General features: G+C 75.1%; 15 protein-coding genes. 9 read left to right on the top strand and 6 right to left on the bottom strand.

What is annotated here, in order from left to right:
• Positions 1 to 198: 198 nt before the first annotated feature.
• The 4 genes from NHH00_RS11585 to NHH00_RS11570 all read left to right on the top strand — a co-directional run bounded on the left by NHH00_RS11585 (position 199) and on the right by NHH00_RS11570 (position 5,385).
• Positions 199 to 1,995, top strand: coding sequence for a pyruvate dehydrogenase (locus NHH00_RS11585; protein WP_253052232.1), 1,797 nt, complete (start codon positions 199 to 201; stop codon positions 1,993 to 1,995).
• A 73-nt stretch (positions 1,996 to 2,068) separates the two neighbouring features.
• Positions 2,069 to 3,103 carry a phosphotransferase family protein gene (locus tag NHH00_RS11580; protein ID WP_253052230.1) on the top strand — a complete coding sequence of 345 codons (1,035 nt, stop codon included), beginning with the start codon at positions 2,069 to 2,071 and terminating at the stop codon, positions 3,101 to 3,103.
• 173 nt (positions 3,104 to 3,276) lie between these two features.
• Complete coding sequence (locus NHH00_RS11575) at positions 3,277 to 3,747, top strand: NfeD family protein (protein ID WP_253052228.1); 471 nt, start codon at positions 3,277 to 3,279, stop codon at positions 3,745 to 3,747.
• Between the two features lie 168 nt (positions 3,748 to 3,915).
• Entirely contained in the window at positions 3,916 to 5,385 is a 1,470-nt protein-coding gene (locus NHH00_RS11570) for a flotillin family protein (RefSeq protein ID WP_253052226.1), read from the top strand.
• A 95-nt stretch (positions 5,386 to 5,480) separates the two neighbouring features.
• On the opposite strand, the gene NHH00_RS11565 is transcribed toward NHH00_RS11570, so the two are convergent.
• Positions 5,481 to 6,359 (bottom strand): GAP family protein, encoded by an 879-nt coding sequence (locus tag NHH00_RS11565; RefSeq protein ID WP_253052224.1) that lies wholly within the window; start codon positions 6,357 to 6,359, stop codon positions 5,481 to 5,483.
• Between the two features lie 150 nt (positions 6,360 to 6,509).
• Here NHH00_RS11565 and NHH00_RS21075 point away from each other — a divergent pair, with 150 nt between their 5' ends.
• The gene (locus tag NHH00_RS21075; protein WP_253052222.1) at positions 6,510 to 7,880 is read left to right on the top strand and encodes a sensor histidine kinase; all 1,371 of its coding nucleotides are present in this window, start codon (positions 6,510 to 6,512) and stop codon (positions 7,878 to 7,880) included.
• A complete protein-coding gene (locus tag NHH00_RS11555) occupies positions 7,877 to 8,656 on the top strand; it encodes a response regulator (RefSeq protein WP_253052220.1) in 780 nt (259 codons plus the stop codon). Before NHH00_RS21075 ends, NHH00_RS11555 begins: the two co-directional genes overlap by 4 nt.
• A gap of 12 nt (positions 8,657 to 8,668) precedes the next feature.
• On the opposite strand, the gene NHH00_RS11550 is transcribed toward NHH00_RS11555, so the two are convergent.
• On the bottom strand, positions 8,669 to 9,262 hold the full coding sequence (locus NHH00_RS11550; RefSeq protein WP_253052218.1) for a TetR/AcrR family transcriptional regulator: 594 nt from the start codon (positions 9,260 to 9,262) through the stop codon (positions 8,669 to 8,671).
• 95 nt (positions 9,263 to 9,357) lie between these two features.
• On the opposite strand from NHH00_RS11550, the gene NHH00_RS11545 reads away from it, so the two are divergent.
• Positions 9,358 to 10,422: an ABC transporter permease gene (locus NHH00_RS11545; protein WP_253052216.1), complete on the top strand. Its 1,065-nt coding sequence runs from the start codon at positions 9,358 to 9,360 to the stop codon at positions 10,420 to 10,422.
• A gap of 46 nt (positions 10,423 to 10,468) precedes the next feature.
• Here the strand turns inward: NHH00_RS11545 and NHH00_RS11540 are convergent, their stop codons facing one another.
• From NHH00_RS11540 to NHH00_RS11525, 4 genes are all read right to left on the bottom strand, one after another.
• Positions 10,469 to 11,365, bottom strand: a complete 897-nt coding sequence (locus NHH00_RS11540) for a carbohydrate kinase family protein (protein WP_253052214.1) — start codon at positions 11,363 to 11,365, stop codon at positions 10,469 to 10,471.
• A gap of 21 nt (positions 11,366 to 11,386) precedes the next feature.
• Positions 11,387 to 12,052 (bottom strand): pentapeptide repeat-containing protein, encoded by a 666-nt coding sequence (locus NHH00_RS21070; RefSeq protein ID WP_253052212.1) that lies wholly within the window; start codon positions 12,050 to 12,052, stop codon positions 11,387 to 11,389.
• A gap of 59 nt (positions 12,053 to 12,111) precedes the next feature.
• Positions 12,112 to 13,431: an MFS transporter gene (locus NHH00_RS11530; RefSeq protein WP_253052210.1), complete on the bottom strand. Its 1,320-nt coding sequence runs from the start codon at positions 13,429 to 13,431 to the stop codon at positions 12,112 to 12,114.
• 102 nt (positions 13,432 to 13,533) lie between these two features.
• Complete coding sequence (locus NHH00_RS11525; protein WP_253052208.1) at positions 13,534 to 14,496, bottom strand: sugar phosphate isomerase/epimerase family protein; 963 nt, start codon at positions 14,494 to 14,496, stop codon at positions 13,534 to 13,536.
• A gap of 87 nt (positions 14,497 to 14,583) precedes the next feature.
• Between NHH00_RS11525 and NHH00_RS11520 the strand changes: the two genes are divergently transcribed.
• Positions 14,584 to 15,564, top strand: coding sequence for a pyruvate, water dikinase regulatory protein (locus NHH00_RS11520; RefSeq protein ID WP_253052206.1), 981 nt, complete (start codon positions 14,584 to 14,586; stop codon positions 15,562 to 15,564).
• Positions 15,561 to 18,302: a pyruvate, phosphate dikinase gene (ppdK, locus tag NHH00_RS11515; RefSeq protein ID WP_253052204.1), complete on the top strand. Its 2,742-nt coding sequence runs from the start codon at positions 15,561 to 15,563 to the stop codon at positions 18,300 to 18,302. The genes NHH00_RS11520 and ppdK overlap by 4 nt, the downstream gene beginning before the upstream one ends.
• Positions 18,303 to 18,307: the final 5 nt, after the last annotated feature.

Below are 18,307 nucleotides of genomic sequence, written 5' to 3'. Positions count from 1 at the left end.
CCACGATCAACCCGCCGAACCCGGGGTTGTTCCCCAGGATCGTGCCGAACCCGGGAACAACCCCGGGTTCGGCACCTTGGGGTGCGACAGGCCGGGGTCGGCGGCGACCGTGACGCACGAGACGTCGGCTCGCGCTGCGGCCCACGCCGGCCCGGCGCACGATGGGAGACGACCCCAGCCCAGCCGTGGAGGTACGTCATGCCGTTCGGAATCGGTCGCTCCCCCGTCGACAAGCGCAACCGGACTGTCGCGGACCTGCTCGTCGCGCAGCTCATCGAGGCGGGGGTGCGGCGGATCTACGGCATCGTCGGCGACAGCCTCAACCCCGTGGTCGACGCGGTGCACCGGTCCACCACGGGCGAGAACGCGGGCAAGGGGATCGAGTGGATCCACGTGCGCCACGAGGAGGCGGCGGCGTTCGCAGCGGCCGCGGAGGCCGAGGTCACGGGCAGCCTCGCGGTGTGCGCGGGGTCGTGCGGGCCGGGGAACCTCCACCTCATCAACGGCCTGTACGACGCCAACCGGTCGCGCGTGCCCGTGCTCGCCATCGCGAGCCACATCCCGAGCAAGCAGATCGGCACCGGGTTCTTCCAGGAGACGCACCCGAACCGTCTGTTCACGGAGTGCTCCGTCTACTCGGAGATGATCTCGAGCGCCGACCAGGCGCCGCGCGTCATCAACTCCGCGATCCACCACGCGTACGGCGCCCGCGGCGTCTCCGTCCTCACGCTCCCGGGCGACGTCGCCGACCTCGACGCCCCGGCCGCCGTGCCCGACGTCGCGTGCCGGCCCGCTCCCCCGCGCGTCGTCCCCGACGCGACCGCCGTCCAGCAGCTCGCGGACGCGATCGACACCGCGAAGAAGGTCACGATCTTCGCGGGCGCGGGCGTGCGCGGCGCGCACGACGACGTCCTCGCGCTCGCGGACAAGATCGCCGCGCCCGTGGGCCACTCGCTGCGCGGCAAGGAGTTCATCCAGTACGACAACCCGTTCGACGTCGGCATGTCCGGCCTCCTCGGCTACGGCGCCGCGTTCGACGCCATGCACGACTGCGACCTCCTCGTGCTGCTCGGCACCGACTTCCCGTACGACCAGTTCCTCCCGGAGTCGGTCCGCACGGCCCAGGTCGACGTCGACCCGACCCACCTCGGCCGACGCACGCGCCTCGACCTCGCCGTCGTGGGCGACGTCGGCGAGACGGTGCGCGCGCTCCTGCCGCTCGTGAAGAAGGCGCGGTCGCGCAAGTTCCTCGACGCGATGGTCGCCAAGCACGAGAAGGCGATGACGGGCGTCGTCGGGGCGTACACCAAGAAGGTCGAGCGCACGACGCCGATCCACCCCGAGTTCGTCGCCGACACGCTCGACCAGGTCGCCGCCGACGACGCGGTGTTCACCGTCGACACGGGCATGTGCAACGTGTGGGCGGCGCGGTACATCACGCCCAACGGGAAGCGGCGCGTCATCGGGTCGTTCATCCACGGGTCGATGGCCAACGCGCTCCCCCACGCCATCGGCGCCGCCGCTTCGCAGCCCGGCCGGCAGGTCGTCGCCATGGCCGGGGACGGCGGCCTCTCGATGCTGCTCGGCGAGCTCGTGACGCTCAAGCACTACGACCTCCCGGTCAAGGTCGTCCTGTTCGACAACGCGAGCCTCGGCATGGTGCGCCTCGAGATGCTCGTCGACGGGCTGCCGATGTTCGGCACCGAGTCGCCGCACGTGGACTACGCCGCGGTCGCGAACGCGATCGGCATCCCCGCGGTGCGCGTGGAGAAGCCCAAGGACCTGCGCCGCGCGCTCCAGGACGCGCTGCACCGCCCCGGGCCGGCGCTCGTCGACGTCGTGACCGACCCCCGCGCCCTCTCGATCCCGCCGAACATCACCGCGGGCCAGGTGCGCGGGTTCGCGGTCGCGATGAGCAAGGAGATCCTCGGCGGCGGCATGGGCGAGGTCGTGTCGATGGCGCGCGCGAACCTGCGCAACGTGCCGCGCCCGTAGCCGGACGCGTCCCGGCGGGGCGAGCGCCGGACGGCCGTCGCCCCGCCCGTCGGCGCGCCGCTAGGCTCGCGCGGTGCTCACCAAGACGTCGGTCACGCACGACCAGCTCGCCGCGATCGTGGCCCCGCTCGGCGAGGCCGTGCGGAGCGAGGCGCTGAGCGGGGGGATGTTCGCGAGCGTCTTCGCCGTGGACCTCGCCCCGCGCCCCGGCGGGGACGCGCCCGACGGCGCGCCCGTGCGCGTCGTCGTCAAGGTCACCGGGGCGGACACGTCGCGCCTGCTGCGCTACGAGCACGGGATCCTCACCACGGAGGACGCCGCGTACCGGGCCGCGCACGCGGCCGGGCTGCCCGTCCCGCGCGTCCTGCACGCCGACCTCACGCGCGAGCACGTCGACGGCGACGCGCTCGTCGTCACGTTCCTCGACGGCGCCCTGTGGAGCGGGCGCGAGCTCGACGCCGCGGCGACCGCGGTCGTGCGCCGCGGGCTCGGGTCGTTCATGGCCCGGCTGCACGGCATCACGGGCGACCGGTTCGGGTACCCGGCCCCGGCGTCGGACCTGGCCGCGGCGACGTGGCCCGACGCGTTCGCGCGCATGGTCGGGGCCGTGCTCGACGACGCGCGCCGGTGGGGCGTGGAGCTCCCCGAGACCCGGGTGCTCGACGCCGTCGCGCGCCACCGCGACCTGCTCGCCCGGGTGACGGTCCCCCGGCTCGTGCACGCGGACCTGTGGCCGGGGAACGTGCTGCTCGGCCGCGCCGACGTCGACGCGGGACCCACGATCGTCGGCGTGCTCGACGCGGAGCGGTCGCTGTGGGGCGACCCGATGTTCGAGCTCGCGGGCGCGGACCAGCTCGGGACCGGACCGGTCGACCCCGACCTCCTCGCGGGCTACGCCGCCGCGGGCGGCGACCTCGGCCTGGGCGACGGCACCCCGGGGTCGGGCGACGCCGACGCGTGGACGCGGCTGCGCCTGTACCGGGCGTACCTCGCGTGCCTGCTCGTCGTCGAGGTCGTGCCGCGCGCCTACGAGGGCGACTGGGTCGAGGGGTACGCCGCGACCGCGCGGGCGAACCTCGGTCGGATGCTGGACGAGCTCGGCTCCTGACCGCGGCCGTCGCACTGGGGAGTGCTCCCCATGCCCGGACGCCTCGGGCGGGCTCTCGGCACGGTCGGGTCACGATAGGGTGTGCGTACGTTCACGACAACTCCACACGCCACGTCAACACGACGGTCCGCACGACCGTCCGCACGGCACCGGCCGCAGCAAGGGGACCTCGCATGATCGCGTTCATCGTCATCGGCATCGCCGGACTCGCCCTCCTGCTCCTCTCGCTGCTCGTCGGCGAGATCGTCGACCTGGGTGACGGCGCGGTGTCCGGGACGACGCTCGGCGTGGGTGGCGTGGTCTTCGGCGCCGTCGGCGTGATCGTGGCGTCCAACGACCTGCCGACGTGGCTCGCGTACGTGGGGTCGCTCGTCGTGGCGCTGATCGTGATGGTGCTCGTCCAGGCCCTGGTGAAGCACCTGCGGGAGTCGGAGGACGGTGTGCCCACCTCCCTGGTGGGCGTGCAGGGCACCGCGACGACCGCGATCGACCCGTCCCGCGGCGAGGTCTCGCTGGACGCCGCGCACGAGCTCGAGCGCCGCCTCGCCTGGGCGGACGAGCCCATCCCGGAGGGCGCGCGCGTCGTCGTGCTCGAGCAGTCCGGGAGCCGCGTGCGCGTCCAGCGCCACTACCCCAACGACTGAGGTCCTCCGAGGACCGACCGCGACGCCCCGCGCGTCGACCCGTGGGTGCCGCGCACCCGCACGCACCACCGACGGGCCGGCCGGGCACCGCCCGGACCGTCCACCGAGCACTGCCGCACGCCCCGACCTGCACGCACCCACGGAAGGAGACGCGCCCCGGCGCGGACCATGTTCGACGACACGAACCTCATCACGACCCTGGCGATCGTCGCCCTGGTCATCGCGTTCTTCGCGGTGGTCATCTTCATCAGCAAGCGCATCCGCCGCGTCCCGCCGAACGAGGCCCTGGTCATCGTCGGCCGCGGCGCGGGCCGCAAGGAGGCCGCGGGCAGCGGGCAGAAGGTCGTCGTCGGCGGCCGCACGTTCGTCTGGCCGATCCTCCAGCAGGGCTTCTCCATCTCGCTCGAGCAGCGCCAGATCGGCATCACGGTCGAGGGAGTGGACAAGAACCGCATCAAGATCGCCATCAAGGCGTCGATCAACTTCAAGGTCCGCGGCGACGAGGAGGGCGTGCGTCGCGCGGCCCAGCGGTTCCTCTCCCAGCAGGGCACGCTGACGGAGATCATCAAGGAGTCCCTCGAGGGCTCGCTGCGCTCCATCGTGGGCGACATGACGATCGAGCAGATCATCTCCGACCGCAAGGGCCTGTCCGACCGCGTCGTCGAGTCCACCAAGGCCGACCTCTCGGAGCAGGGCCTCCAGGTCGACCTGCTCAACATCTCCGACATCTCGACGCCGGGCTCGGACTACCTGGCCAACCTCGGCCGCGCCGAGTCGGCCCGCGCCCGCCAGGTCGCCGAGGTCTCCGAGGCCGAGGCGCAGCGCGCGTCCGAGTTCGCCGTCATCGAGGCGGCCGAGCAGATCGCCGAGCGCCAGAAGGCGCTCGACCTCAAGCGCGCCGCGATCAAGGCCGACACCGACCGCGCGAACGCCGAGGCCGAGGCCGCGGGCCAGCTCGCCCGCGCCGAGCAGGACCGTCTCGTCGCGCAGCAGGAGCGCGAGGCGCTCGCCGAGCAGGCCCGCGTGACGCAGGAGCGCCTCGACATCGAGATCCGCAAGCCCGCCGAGGCCAAGGCGTACGCGGAGGTCCAGGAGGCGAACGCTCGCCGTGACGCCGCGAACGCCGCGACCGAGGCCGACGCGTACAAGCGCACCGTCATCGCCGAGGCGAACAAGACGGCCGCGATCCAGGACGCAGAGGCGTCCGCGCAGGCCGTGCGTCGCGCCGGTGAGGCCGAGCGCGACCGCCAGGTCGCCCTCGCGGCCGGTATCAAGGCCGAGGGTGAGGCCCGCGCCGCGGCGATCGAGGCCGAGGGTCGCGCCGAGGCGGCGGCGACCGACGCCAAGGCCGACGCGCTCCAGAAGTACGGCGAGGCGGCGCTCGTCCAGGAGCTCATCGAGCGCCTGCCGGAGATCGTGCGGGCCGCGGCCGAGCCCATCGGCAACATCCAGGGCATGACCGTCGTCTCGACCGACGGCGCGTCCGCGGTCACCAAGAACGTCGCGTCCGTCCTCGGCGAGGGGCAGGGCGTCATCAAGCAGCTCACCGGCGTCGACATCAACCAGCTCATCGCCAACCTCGCGGGCACGCAGCTCACGGGCCCGGGCGAGAAGGCGTCGAACGGCACCTCGCACTGACCGGCTGACCGGCCACGCCGGTGGTACGACGACGGCCCGCCCGGGATCACCCGGCGGGCCGTCGCCGTGCGGGGCGCGGTACCGGCGCGGCCCGCTCAGGTCCAGCCGAGGCGGCCGAACGCGTTCAGCGCGAGCAGGACGCCGAGGATCCCCAGCACCCAGCCGGTCATGTCGGTCGCGTTCCTCGTCAGCCATGCGTCGAGCCGGCGCAGCAGCGGGTCCACCGCGCGCGCGGCGACGAGGCGCCCGAGCAGCAGCAGGAGCGCGGGCGCGATCATCACGACGCAGTAGGCCGCGAGGATGCCGCCGGTCGCGGGCCAGCCGACGTCCGACGTCGTGAGCAGCCCGATCGCCGCGAGGTACGGCAGCATCGTCCCGACCTCGAGCGCGACGGCGCCGAGCGCGAGCCCTATGAGCGGCAGCACGGAGGGGCGGGCCTGCTCCGCACCGGCACCGGCCGCGTCCGCCTCGATGCCCAGCGCGCGCTCGCGCCAGCGGGACAGCCGCCCGGGACGCGGGCCGGACGTCGTCCCCCGCGTCACGCCTGTCGCGTCGCCCTGGCCGGCGGGCAGGGCGCCGACCGTCGCCGGCGCCGCGGCGGACGCCCGGGCGTCCCGCCGGGCCGCGCGCTTGCTGTCGAAGCGGAAGCTCAGCGCGAACAGCCCGATGCCGAGGAGGAGCTGCACGATCGCGGCGGCACGCGTGTCCAGGGCGTCGCCGAACCGGTCGAGGAACGCGCCCGCGCCGAGCAGCACGACGATCCCGACGGCCAGGTAGAACGCCGCGACCGTGCCGAGGTAGACGAGCACGCGCCCGGCGCGCAGGCGACCCGGGGCGAGCAGCAGCCAGACCGGGATGAGGAGCGTGCCGAAGCTCGTGAAGTCGATGAGGGCCAGCACGACGAGCACGCCCGCCATCGCGGCGAGCCCCAGGCCGGACCCGCCGACGGCGTCGAGGTCGAGAGGGATGTCCATGGCGTCGAGCCTCGCCTCCGGGGCACCGTCCCGTCGTCGGGCGAACGACCGACCCCGCGCCCTCGGCGCGCCGCCCGCGGGGACGGTGACGCCGTCGTCGTACACCGTTCGACCGATCCGCGGAACGGCGCGCTGTGCTGGGATGGGTGCGTGAGGACGGAGGCGGGCGACGCGGACGACGCGCGGCGCGTCGCGCCCGGACGCAGCGGGTGGCGGGCCGCGAGCCGGTCGATCCCCCAGGTGTGGCGCATCGAGGACCGCCGGAACGACCTCTTCTCCGCCGTCACGACGTTCGTCCTCGGGTGGGTCCTCCTCGAGGTGGGTCTGGTCGGGCTCGTCCGGGCGCCCTTCGTCGTCGAGCCGGCGGAGCCGTGGTGGCGCGTCGCGCTGCTCGGGGTCGGCTGCCTCCTCATCCTCGTCAAGCGCGCCCACCCGGTCCTCGCGCTCCTCGGGGGCGTCGCCGTCACCGCCGTCGACATCCGGTGGGGCGGCAGCCTCGCGATCACGCTCGTCCTGTGGGACCTGCTCTACGCCGCCGCGCTGTGGTCGGGGCCGCGGGCACGCGCGTGGCTCTGGGGGGTTGCCGTGACCGTCGCCGTCCTGGGCTCCGTCGCGGCGGGCGAGGCCGCGCGCGACGTGCGGCAGTTCGTCTACATGGGTCTCCAGCTCGGTGCCGTGCTCCTCGTGCCGATGTGGTGGGCGACCAACGTGCGCACCAAGAGCGAGCTCGCCGAGCTCGCGGGCGAGCGCGCCGACCTCGCGGCGCGCGAGGCCGAGGCCGCGGCGCGCACGGCCGACCTGGAGCGGCAGCGCGCGAGCGACCTCGAGCGGATCGCCGAGCTCGACCGGCACGAGGCGGTGCAGGCGGAGCGCGCCGCGATGGCGCGCGACCTGCACGACGTCATCGCGTCGCACCTGTCGACCATCGCGATCCACTCCGGTGCCGCGCTCGCGCTCCCGCCCGACGCCGCGAAGGACCGGGCCGCGCTCGAGCAGGTGCGCTCCAGCGCCGTCGCGTCCCTGGACGAGATGCGGTCGATGATCCTGCTGCTCCGCACGGAGGGGCGGCGCGACGACGTCCCCGACGCCGTGGCAGCGCCCGGCCGGCTCGCGGGCCTCGACGCCCTGCTCGACGCCGCGCGCGCGACCACCACGGTCACGCTCGACGACCCCGACCGCGTCGTCGAGTCGGCACTGCCCGCCGCGGCGGACCAGGCGCTGTTCCGGATCGCGCAGGAGGCCGTGACCAACGCGCTCAAGCACGCGCCGGGCTCGCCCGTGGCGGTGCGGGTCGTCCGCGACGGGTCGGCCGTCGTGCTCGAGGTGCGCGACGACGGCGCGCCGGGCTCGGCGGCGCCGGTCGAGGCACCGCTGAGCGCGGGCACCGGGCTGCTGACCATGCGGGAACGGGCGGACGGCCTCGGCGGGACGTTCGACGCCGGGCCGACGACGGCCGGCGGGTGGGTCGTGCGCGCGGCCGTCCCGGTCGCCGGAGGTCCGAGCGAGAAGGAGTCCGCGTGACGCCACGACCGGTCCGGGTGCTGCTGGCCGACGACCACGCCGCGATCCGCGCGGGCCTGCGCCTCCTGCTCGACGCCGCCGACGACGTCGAGGTCGTCGGCGAGGCGTCGGACGGCACCGCGGCGATCACCAACGCCCGGGCGCTGCGGCCCGACGTCGTGCTCATGGACCTGCGCATGCCCGGTGTCGACGGCATCGAGGCCACGCGCGTCATCACGGGCGAAGGGCTCGCCGACGTCCTCGTCCTCACGACCTTCGACCTGGACGAGTACGTCGACGGCGCGCTCCGCGCGGGCGCCGCGGGCTTCCTCCTCAAGTCCGCGGAGCCCGCCGCGCTTCTCGACGCCGTGCGCCGCGTCGCCGACGGCGACGGCGTCCTCGCACCCGAGGTCACGCGCCGCCTCCTCGCGGCGTTCGCCCGCGGCCCGGCCCCCGACGACGCCCCGCGCCCGCGACCGTCCGCCCACCCGGGCGAGCCGGGTCCCTCGGCCGCGGGGCCGACGTCGGGCACGGCCGGTGGCCTCCCGGCGCCCGCCGCCGGGCGGAACGACCCCGCGATGGGCCCGGACCGGGACGCACGGCTCGCCGACCTCACGCCCCGCGAGGTGGACGTGCTCGCGGCGCTCGGGCGCGGCCTCTCCAACCAGGGCATCGCCACAGACCTCTACATCACCGAGGCCACGGCCAAGACCCACGTCTCGCGCGTCCTCGCCAAGCTCGGCGTCGCGACCCGCATGCAGGCCGCCATCGTCGCCCGCGACACAGGCCTCGCCTGACCGGTCGCGGCGTCAGCGCGGGAGGTGGCGGGTCGTGCGGTCGAGGTAGGCGTCGGGGTCGAAGTCGTCCATGAGCGCGCTCTGGATGATGAAGCCCTGGCACGCGGCGACGAACAGCGGCGCCTGCTCGGCGCCGAGCTCTGCCGCGCGTGCGGGGTCGAGGCCGTGGGTGCGCTCGTGCCAGGCGGCGACGTAGTCGGCGAAGACCGCGCGCAGCCGGGCGAGGACGGCCGAGGCGAACTCGAGGATGCGGGGGTCGGTCACGGCCTCGCCCCACACCTGGAGCAGGATGGCGGTGCTGCCGATCTCGCGCACCACCCCGTGCATGAGGACGGCGACCAGGTCGGACGGCGGAGGGAGCGGGTCGCGCTCGGCGAGCCGTTCGACATCCGCGATGCGCCCGCCGACGATCCGGCCCGCGACGTCATGCACGATCGCCATCTTGGAGTCGTAGTAGCCGTAGATCGCCCCGGCGGACAGCCCGGACTCGGCGATGATCTCCGCCATCGACGTGGCGGCGAAACCCTTGCGGCGGAACACGCGCAGGGCCGCGGCGGCGATGTCGTCGCGCCGCTGCGCTCGGTACTCGTCACTCACCCGGGGCACCCGCCCACCCTAAACCGAACGATCGTTCTTGACAGGAGGCAGCGGGCAGGTCGACCCTATAGAGAACGAACATTCGTTTTAGGAGAGGTCTCCCCATGAGCTCCGCCGCCCCGCACACGCACTGGCCGCGCGTCGTCACGACCGCCGTCGGGCTCGTCGCCGTCGTCGCGGTCGTCGTGCTCGCGTTCCTCTGGCCGTCCGTCACCGCCGACCCGAAGGACCTGCCCGTCGCGGCGGTGGGCGACCCCGCCGTCGTCGCCCCGGTGCAGGCCGGGCTCGACCAGAACGCCGAGGGCGCGATCGAGCTCGTCCCGGTGACCGACCGCGACGCGGCCGTCGACCTCGTCGAGTCGCGCGACGCGTACGGCGCGCTCGTCCTCGGCGAGCAGCCGGAGGTGCTCACGGCCTCGGCGGCGAGCCCCGCCGTCGCGCAGCTCCTCGCCGGGCTCCAGCCCGCGCTCCAGGCCCAGGTCTCCGCCGCAGCGGCCGCGCAGGGCGTGCCCGCCGAGGCGGTCCCGACCGTGGCGGTGACCGACGTCGTCCCGCTCTCGGCCGACGACGCGCGCGGCTCCACGCTCGCCGCGGCGTCGTTCCCGCTCGTGCTCGGCGGCATGGTCGGCGGCATCGCGATCTCGCTCGCCGTCGTCGGGGTCTGGCGACGCGTCGCCGCGCTGGGTGTCTACGCGGTGGTCGGCGGGCTCGCGATCGCGGGGATCCTGCACGGCCTCGGCGGGCTGCACGGGACGTACCTCGCCGACTCGCTCGCGGTGGGGCTGACACTGCTCGGCATCGGGGGCACGATCGTCGGCGCCGTCGCGGTGCTCGGGCGCCCCGGCATCGCCGTGGGGCCCGTCCTGTTCCTGCTGGTCGCGAACCCGCTCTCCGCGTCCGCGATGCCGGTCGAGTTCCTCCTCAGCCCGTGGGGCGCCGTCGGGCAGTGGTTCCCGCCGGGCGCGTCCGCGACGCTCCTGCGCGACCTGTCGTACTTCCCCGCCGCCGACTCGACCTTCCCCTGGCTCGTGCTCACCGGCTGGGCCGTGCTCGGGCTGCTGCTCTCGCTCGTCGGCCACTTCCGCGACCGGGGCGCGGCGACCGTCGCCGCCCTGCGCGAGGCCGACGACGTCGCGCCCGCGGCCGACCCGGTCGGCGCCGCGCACTGACCGGTCGCCCGCCGACCGGGCGCGCGGTCGCCGCCCGCCCGGTCGGTCAGGCCGGGACGAGGTCCGGGCTCTGGACGACGCGCGCGGCGTGCCGGGCGCCCGCCGTCATCGCCTCCTCGACACCTGCCCCGCGCAGGTGGGCGTCGAGGAAGCCCGCGAAGAAGCCGTCGCCCGCGCCGTTCGTGTCGACGACGTGCGGCACCTGCTCCGCGGGCACCTCGACGAGACCACCGTCGGGCGTGAGCGCGACGGCGCCGCGCGACCCGTGCGTGCACACCACGAGCCGCGCGCCCGCGTCGATCCGCGCGGCCATGAAGCCGCGCCAGTCCGCCAGCCGGTCCCCGCTGAGGAACACGTGCGTCCCCGCCTCGACCCACGGCCGGTGGAACGCGGACTCGCCGTCGTAGTCGTGCAGGTCGACCCAGACGTCGCGTCCGCGCGACACGGCGAGGTCGAGCACGGGCAGCGCGGGGACCGCGAGGTCGACGACGACGGCCCGCGCCGCGTCGAGCGCCGCGACGGCGACGTCCCACGACGGGCCCCGGGCCGGGACCTCGCCGGGGGCGCGCAGGTAGACCGAGACGCGCCCGCCGTCGTCGTCCATGAGGTTGAGGTGGCTCTCGGTGCGCCCGTCCGGCGACGGCTCGGCGAGCACGCGGACACCCGCACCCTCGAGCACGGACCGGACGCGCGCGGCCTCGTCGTCCGCGCCGAGCACGGTGCGCAGCAGCACCGCGCGGCCGAGGCGCGCGAGGTTGAGCGCCTTGCCCGCCGACGTCCCGCCCACGGTGGCGCGGTGGGAGCGGGCGAACACCGTGTGGGGCGTGGGGGCAGGCAGCTCGTCGAGCTGCACGACGAGGTTCCACGACGCCGGCCCGGCGACGAGGACTTCGGCCCCAGCAGGGTCGGGCAAGGCGGTGGACGGGTGTGTCGCGTCGGTCACGTCGCGCACCCTATCCCCCGGTCAGTCGGTGACCGTGATGCCCAGGCTGTGCGCGAACGTCGCGGCGAGGCGCCCGAGCTGCGCGGAGTCGATCGTCGAGCCGCGCAGGGACTCGATCCCGCTCAGCTCGTCGATCTCCGCACCGCGCAGGTCCACGTGCGCCAGCGTCGAGGCCTGCACGTCGAGGCGGCGGACGCGCGTCCCCTCGAACGCCACGCGCAGCGCGTCCGCGGCGACGAGGTCGAGCTCGTCGATCGTGCAGTCGGTGAACATCACGTCGCGCAGCGTCGCGCCGCGCAGGTTGACGAAGCCGAGCTTGCAGCCGACGAACCGGACCCCCGCCCACGACGACTCGTAGAGCTCGGCCGACCCGAGACGCGCGCCGCGCACCTCGACCTCACGCCACCGGCCGCGCGTGCCGCGCAGCACGGGCACGTCGAGCCGGTCGAGCACCACCTCCGTGAGCGTCGCCGCCCCGAGGTCCGCCTCGTCGGCGCGCACCTGGTCGAGCCGCGTCGAGAACACGCTCGCGCCGTGCAGGTCGAGCCTGTCGAGGCGGAGGTCGACCAGCTCGAACCCCTCGAGGTCGGCCTCCGCCTCGAGGTCGTAGGCGTCGCCGCGCTGGAGGTCGTCCAGCACGACAGGATCGATCACGGGCGGCTCGGTCGTCGGCTTCTTCGGAGGCACGCCCCGAGCCTAGGGCGCCCCACCGACGCGCTGCCGTGAGCGCGTCGGCTGAGCCCGTCTCAGGGCTCGGGGTGCAGGGCGTCGTAGCGCCAGAACTTCCGTTGCGACCGCACGACGAGCCACAGCACGACGACGCACGCCACTCCACCGGCGACGGCGGCCCAGGCCTCGCCCACCCACGTCGCCTGGGCGCCGAGCACGAGCTCGCCGAGCCGCGGCCCGCCCGCGACGACGACGATGAACACGCCCTGGAGGCGCCCTCGCATGTCGTCGGGCGTCGCGGTCTGGAGGATGGTCTGCCGGAAGACCGAGCTCACGGCGTCGGACGCGCCGGCGAGCGCCAGCGCGACGCTCGCCGCGACGACGCCGCCGACGAGGACGGCCGTCGGGGTGGTCGCCCCGACCCCGACGAGCACGAGCCCGAACAGCACGATCGACACCCCGTACGCCGTGACCGCCCAGACGATCACGCGACCCTGCCAGCGCACGCGCGAGAGCCCGCCGGAGAACACCCCCGCGAGCACGGCCCCGACCGCGAACGCCGCGGTGAGGACGCCCGTCGTCGCCTCGCCCCCGCCGAGGAACACGACCCCGGCCGCGGGCAGGAGCACGCGCGGCGACGCGAGCACCATCGCCGCGAGGTCGACGAGGAAGGTCGTGCGGACGTTGGGCTGCGTCGCCAGGTACCGCAGGCCGTCGACGACGGACCGCCACCCCGCGACCCGACCTCGCCGCCCCGCCTCCGCGGGCCGCGGGGCGTCGTCGCCGGTCAGGGGCGGGATGTCCGGGAGCCGCCACACCGCCCACAGGGCCGCGGTGAAGAGGACGGCGTCGATCGTGTACGCGACCTGGTAGCCCCACAGCGCGACGAGGAACGCACCGCCCAGCGGGCCGACGGTGAGCGCGACGTTCCAGGCGATCGTCTGGAGCGCGTTCGCGGCCGGCAGGAGCCGTGGCTCGACGAGCCGCGGGATGATCGCCGAGCGTGCCGGGTTGTTGATGGCGAACGCCGCGGACTGCGCGGCGACGAGGCCGTAGAGCACGCCGACGGAGTCGAGGTGCAGCCACGCCTGGACCGCGATGAGCGCGGTGACGACCCAGAGCGCGGTCGACGCCGCGAGCGCGACCTTGCGACGGTCGTACGCGTCGACGAGCGCGCCGCCGTACAGGCCGAGCACGACGAGGGGCACGAGGGCACAGATGCCGAGCACGCCGACCGCGAGCGACGACCCCGTGAGCGCGTAGACCTGGAGGCCGACGGCGACGACCGTGAGCTGCGAGCCGAGGTTCGAGACGCCGAGGCCCCACCAGAGGCGACGGAACGGCGGGGAGGTGCGCAGCGGCGTCGTGTCGGCGAGGAGACCGTTGACGCGAGCCACGATCGCCGAGCCTACGTCAGCGCTGCCGCGCCCGTGTCCGTCGGGCGAGGCGGCTCGGAGACCCTGCGCGGGTCCCTCGGCTCGTGACGGTCCCGTCGGGCGTCAGGCCGTCCCCGTGTCGTCCGGGGTGCTGTCCGCCGCGCCCTCGCGCGCGTCGGCCTCGCCCCAGGCGTCGGCGTGGCGGTGCGGGTGCCCGGGCGGCGGCTCGTAGCCCGGGTGCGGCCCGGGCGTGAGGTAGGTGCGCGCGAAGAACAGCGACGCGGCGAGGTCCTCGCGGCGCTCGGCCGCGGTCCGGGCTCGACGGGTCGAGATCTCGACGACGACGTCCCCCGCCCACCCTCGCCGCACGAGCTCGGCGAGGACCCGGTCGCACGGCTGGTCGCCGCGGCCGGGGACGAGGTGCTCGTCGGTGATGGACGACGACCCGTCGGCGAGGTGGACGTGCGCGAGGCGGCCGTCGAACACGTCGAGCAGCGCGAGCGCGTCCTGCTGCGCGACAGCGGCGTGCGACAGGTCGAGCGTCACGTGCTCGTAGCCGTGCTCGGACGGGTCCCAGCCCGGGAGGTAGGCCTGCATCTCGCGCTTGCGGCTGCGCCAGGGGTACATGTTCTCGACCGCGATGGTCACGCCGTCGGTCTCGTCGAGCTCGCCGACGAGGTCCTCGAACTCGCGGGCGTACCGGTACTGCCAGCGGAACGGCGGGTGCACGACGACGGTGCTCGCGCCGACCTCCTGCGCGAGCCGGACGCTGCGCCGGAGCTTGGGTCCGGGCGAGCGCCCCCACACGCGCTGGCTCACGAGGAGCGTGGGCGCGTGGATGCTGCGGATGGGGACGTCGTGCTCGGCGGCGAGCCGCCGGAGCGTCGCGGCGTCCTGGGTCGTCTCGTCGGACCACACCATGACCTCGACGCCGTCGTACCCGAGGTCGGCCGCCACCTCGAAGGCGTACGGAGCCTTGCGCGGGTAGACGCTGGCCGTCGAGAGCGTGACGTGGATGCGCTGCGCCTCCCCGGGGACCGGGGACGCCTCGGGGGACGCCGCGCGCGGCGTCGTCGCGTCGGACATGCCGGTCACCCTAGACCCGTCGGCTGTGCCCCACACCCAGCAGGCCTTCCGCTGGGGAGAACCCGCGCCCCGACCTAGCCTGAGGTCATGGCGGCGACGGCGCGCGTCATCGACATCCACGTGGTCGCGGACTCGACGGGAGACACCGGGACCCGCGTCGCGCGCGCCACGCAGGCGCAGTTCCCCGGGCAGCAGGTCCGGGTCGTGCGGCATCCGCGGCTGCACAGCGCGCGAGGCGTGGACGACGTCGTGGCCCAGCTCCGCGCCGACCCCGCCGCGGCCGTGGTGTTCTGCACCGTCGTCGACGACGCGCTGCGCACGCGCGTGCTGGAGGCGTGCGCGGCGCTCGACGTCCCGTGCGCCGACCTGCTGGCCCCCGCGCTCGACGCGTTCACCGCGCGCACGGGCGCGCAGCCGGCACGGGTCGTGCAGCCGGTCGGGCTCGCCGCGGACTACTTCGACCGCATCCACGCGATGGAGTTCGCGGTCGCGAACGACGACGGCCACCTCACCGACGGGCTCGACGAGGCGCAGGTCGTGCTCGTCGGGGCGTCGCGCACCGGCAAGACCCCGCTCTCGATGTACCTCGGCTATCTCGGCTACCCGACCGCCAACATCCCGCTCGTCCCGGGCGTCGCGCCCCCGCGCGAGCTGTTCGAGGCCGAGCGCTGGAAGGTCGTGGGCCTGACGATCGACCCCGGGCGCCTGCTCGAGATCCGGCAGCGCCGCGTGCACGCCATGGGCGTCGCGGGCCGCGGTGGCCCGGGCGGCACAGCCCTCGGCGGGTACGCCGACCTCGCGCGCATCCACGACGAGCTCGACGAGGTCGCCCGGCTGCAGCGGCGGCTCGGCTGCCCCGTGCTCGACACGACGACGCTCGCGCTCGAGGAGGCGGCGGGGCGCGTCGTCGAGCTCGTCGCCGCGCGCCGTCGTGCCCTCGCGCCCGACGACGCGGCACGGCCCCCGGGCGACGACCTCGCCCGGGCGACCCCCCAGACCCGGCCGGCGGACCGCCGTCGGGCAGGAGACAGCGCGGCCACCGCCGCCGACCACGAGGAGCAGCCATGAGCGACCGGTACGTCTACGACCTCGCGGAGGGCCGCGCAGACATGCGGGCTCTGCTGGGCGGCAAGGGCGCGGGCGTCGCGGAGATGCGGCGCATCGGCGTGCCCGTGCCGGACGGCTTCACCGTGACGACGGCGGCGTGCGTCGCGGCCACGGAGCGCGGCGGGTCGTGGCCGGACGGCCTGTGGGACGAGGTCGTCGCGCACCTCGACGCGCTCGAGGAGCGCACCGGGCGACGCCTCGGCGCGCGCGAGCGCCCGCTGCTCGTGTCGGTGCGCTCGGGAGCCGTGTTCTCGATGCCCGGGATGATGGACACGATCCTCAACCTGGGAATCTCGGACGACTCGGTCGAGGGGCTCGCGGCCGAGTCCGGCAACGCGCGCTTCGCGTGGGACTCCTACCGGCGGTTCGTGCAGATGTACGGCGAGGTGGTCGAGGGCGTGCCCGCCCACGCGTTCGCGGACGAGCTCGACGCGCTCAAGGCGCGCCGCGGCGTCGCGCAGGACACCGACCTCGACGCGGACGACCTGCGCGCGCTCGTCGCGACGTTCCGCGCCGTCGCGCGGCAGCACACGGGCGAGGACCTGCCGACGGACCCGCGCGAGCAGCTCCGGCGGTCGGTCGACGCGGTCTTCGCGTCGTGGGGCAACCCGCGCGCGGCCGTCTACCGGAAGGCGAACGGCATCCCCGACGACCTCGGCACGGCCGTGAACGTCATGCAGATGGTGTTCGGCAACAAGGGCGCGACGTCGGCGACCGGCGTGTGCTTCACGCGCAACCCCGCCACGGGCGCCAAGGAGCTCTACGGCGAGTTCCTCGTGGACGCGCAGGGCGAGGACGTCGTCGCCGGCATCCGCACGCCCCGGCCCCTCGCGGAGATGGAGACCGTGCTGCCGGACGCGTTCCGCGAGCTGCGCGCGACCATGGACCGGCTCGAGCAGCACTACGGCGACCTGCAGGACATCGAGTTCACGGTGGACGACGGCGCGCTCTACCTCCTCCAGACCCGCACCGGGAAGCGCACCGCGCAGGCCGCGCTGCGCATCGCGCGCGAGCTCGTCGAGGAAGGCGTGATCGACCGGGACACCGCCCTGCGGCGCCTGGACCCGGCGCAGCTCGACCAGCTGCTGCACCCGGCGCTCGACCCCGGCCACGGCGCGACCCCGCTCACGCGCGGGCTCAACGCGTCTCCGGGGGCCGCCGTCGGGCGCGTGGTGCTCGACGCCGAGACCGCGGCCGAGCGGGGCAAGGCCGGCGAGGCCGTCGTGCTCGTGCGGTGGGAGACGAACCCGGACGACATCGCGGGCGTCATCGCCGCGCAGGGCGTGCTCACCGCGCACGGCGGCATGACGTCGCACGCCGCGGTCGTCGCACGCGGCATGGGCAAGCCGTGCGTCGCGGGTGCCGGCGCGCTGCGGATCGACGTCGAGGGGCGGCGCGTCCACGTCGGGGACCACGTGCTCACCGAGGACGACACGATCACGCTCGACGGCACGACCGGCGACGTCTACGCGGGCGCGCTGCCGCTCGTGCCGCCCCAGGTCACCGACGACTTCCGGACCGTGCTCGGGTGGGCGGACGACGTGCGGCGCCTCGGCGTGCGCGCGAACGCCGACACCGGCGAGGACGCGGCGAAGGCCCGCGAGCTCGGGGCCGAGGGCATCGGGCTGTGCCGCACCGAGCACATGTTCATGGCGCCCGACCGGCTGCCCGTGGTGCGCGAGATGATCCTCGCCGAGACCGACGCCGCGCGCGCCGCGGCCCTCGACCGCCTGCTGCCCATGCAGCAGGCCGACTTCGAGGAGATCTTCGCCGCGATGTCCGGGCTGCCCGTGACGATCCGGCTCCTCGACCCGCCCCTGCACGAGTTCCTGCCGGACCTCGTCGAGCAGTCGCTCCTCGTGCGGCGGCTCGAGGACGAGGTGGGGGACCCCGGCGCGCCCCTGCACGGGACGGACGCCGTCGCCGAGGGCTGGGCCGCCGCGGCGGGCGGCGGGGAGACGACGGCGCGACTCGCCCGGGCGCGTCGCCTCCTCGCGCAGGTGCGCAGGCTGAGCGAGACGAATCCCATGCTCGGCACGCGGGGCGTGCGGCTCGCGCTGCTGCACCCGCAGATCGCCGCGATGCAGGTGCGGGCTATCGCGCGCGCCGCCCTCGCCGTCCGCGCGGCCGGGCACGACCCGCGCGTGGAGATCATGGTGCCGCTCGTCGGGTTCGCGGAGGAGCTGCGGCGCATGCGCGAGGTCGTCGACGCGACGATGGTGGAGGAGCTCGCGGGCGCAGACGCCCCGCTGCCGTACGCCGTCGGGACGATGATCGAGCTGCCGCGCGCTGCGCTCGTCGCGGACCGCGTCGCCGAGCACGCGGAGTTCTTCTCGTTCGGCACGAACGACCTCACGCAGACGACGCTCGGCATCTCGCGCGACGACGCGGAGGGGTCGTTCCTCACCGCGTACCTGGAGTCGGGGGTCGTGGGCACGAACCCGTTCGCGACGATCGACCGGGACGGGGTCGGCGAGCTCGTGCACGTCGGGCTGGAGCGCGGGCGCCGCGCCCGGCCGGGGCTGCACGCCGGGGTGTGCGGCGAGCACGGCGGCGACCCGGCGTCCGTCGCGCTGTTCGACGAGATCGGGCTCGACTACGTGTCGTGCTCGCCGTACCGCGTCCCGATCGCGCGGCTCGCGGCCGCGCGCTCGACGCTCGACCGGCGCGATGGAGCGGGGGCCGCCCGGGACGTGTGAGGCTC

The sequence above is a fragment of the Cellulosimicrobium cellulans genome (genome assembly GCF_024124905.1).
In the GTDB taxonomy this organism is placed as follows: domain Bacteria; phylum Actinomycetota; class Actinomycetes; order Actinomycetales; family Cellulomonadaceae; genus Cellulosimicrobium; species Cellulosimicrobium cellulans_G.
This window is presented reverse-complemented; position numbering and strand designations above follow the sequence as displayed.

What these genes read in the sequence shown, in the direction of transcription:
- NHH00_RS11585 (WP_253052232.1), top strand. Translation starts at nt 199, where the DNA reads ATGCCGTTCGGAATCGGTCGCTCCCCCGTCGACAAGCGCAACCGGACT.
- NHH00_RS11575 (WP_253052228.1), top strand. Translation starts at nt 3,277, where the DNA reads ATGATCGCGTTCATCGTCATCGGCATCGCCGGACTCGCCCTCCTGCTC.
- NHH00_RS11570 (WP_253052226.1), top strand. Translation starts at nt 3,916, where the DNA reads ATGTTCGACGACACGAACCTCATCACGACCCTGGCGATCGTCGCCCTG.
- NHH00_RS11565 (WP_253052224.1), bottom strand. Translation starts at nt 6,359, where the DNA reads ATGGACATCCCTCTCGACCTCGACGCCGTCGGCGGGTCCGGCCTGGGG.
- NHH00_RS11545 (WP_253052216.1), top strand. Translation starts at nt 9,358, where the DNA reads ATGAGCTCCGCCGCCCCGCACACGCACTGGCCGCGCGTCGTCACGACC.
- NHH00_RS11525 (WP_253052208.1), bottom strand. Translation starts at nt 14,496, where the DNA reads ATGTCCGACGCGACGACGCCGCGCGCGGCGTCCCCCGAGGCGTCCCCG.
- NHH00_RS11520 (WP_253052206.1), top strand. Translation starts at nt 14,584, where the DNA reads ATGGCGGCGACGGCGCGCGTCATCGACATCCACGTGGTCGCGGACTCG.
- ppdK (WP_253052204.1), top strand. Translation starts at nt 15,561, where the DNA reads ATGAGCGACCGGTACGTCTACGACCTCGCGGAGGGCCGCGCAGACATG.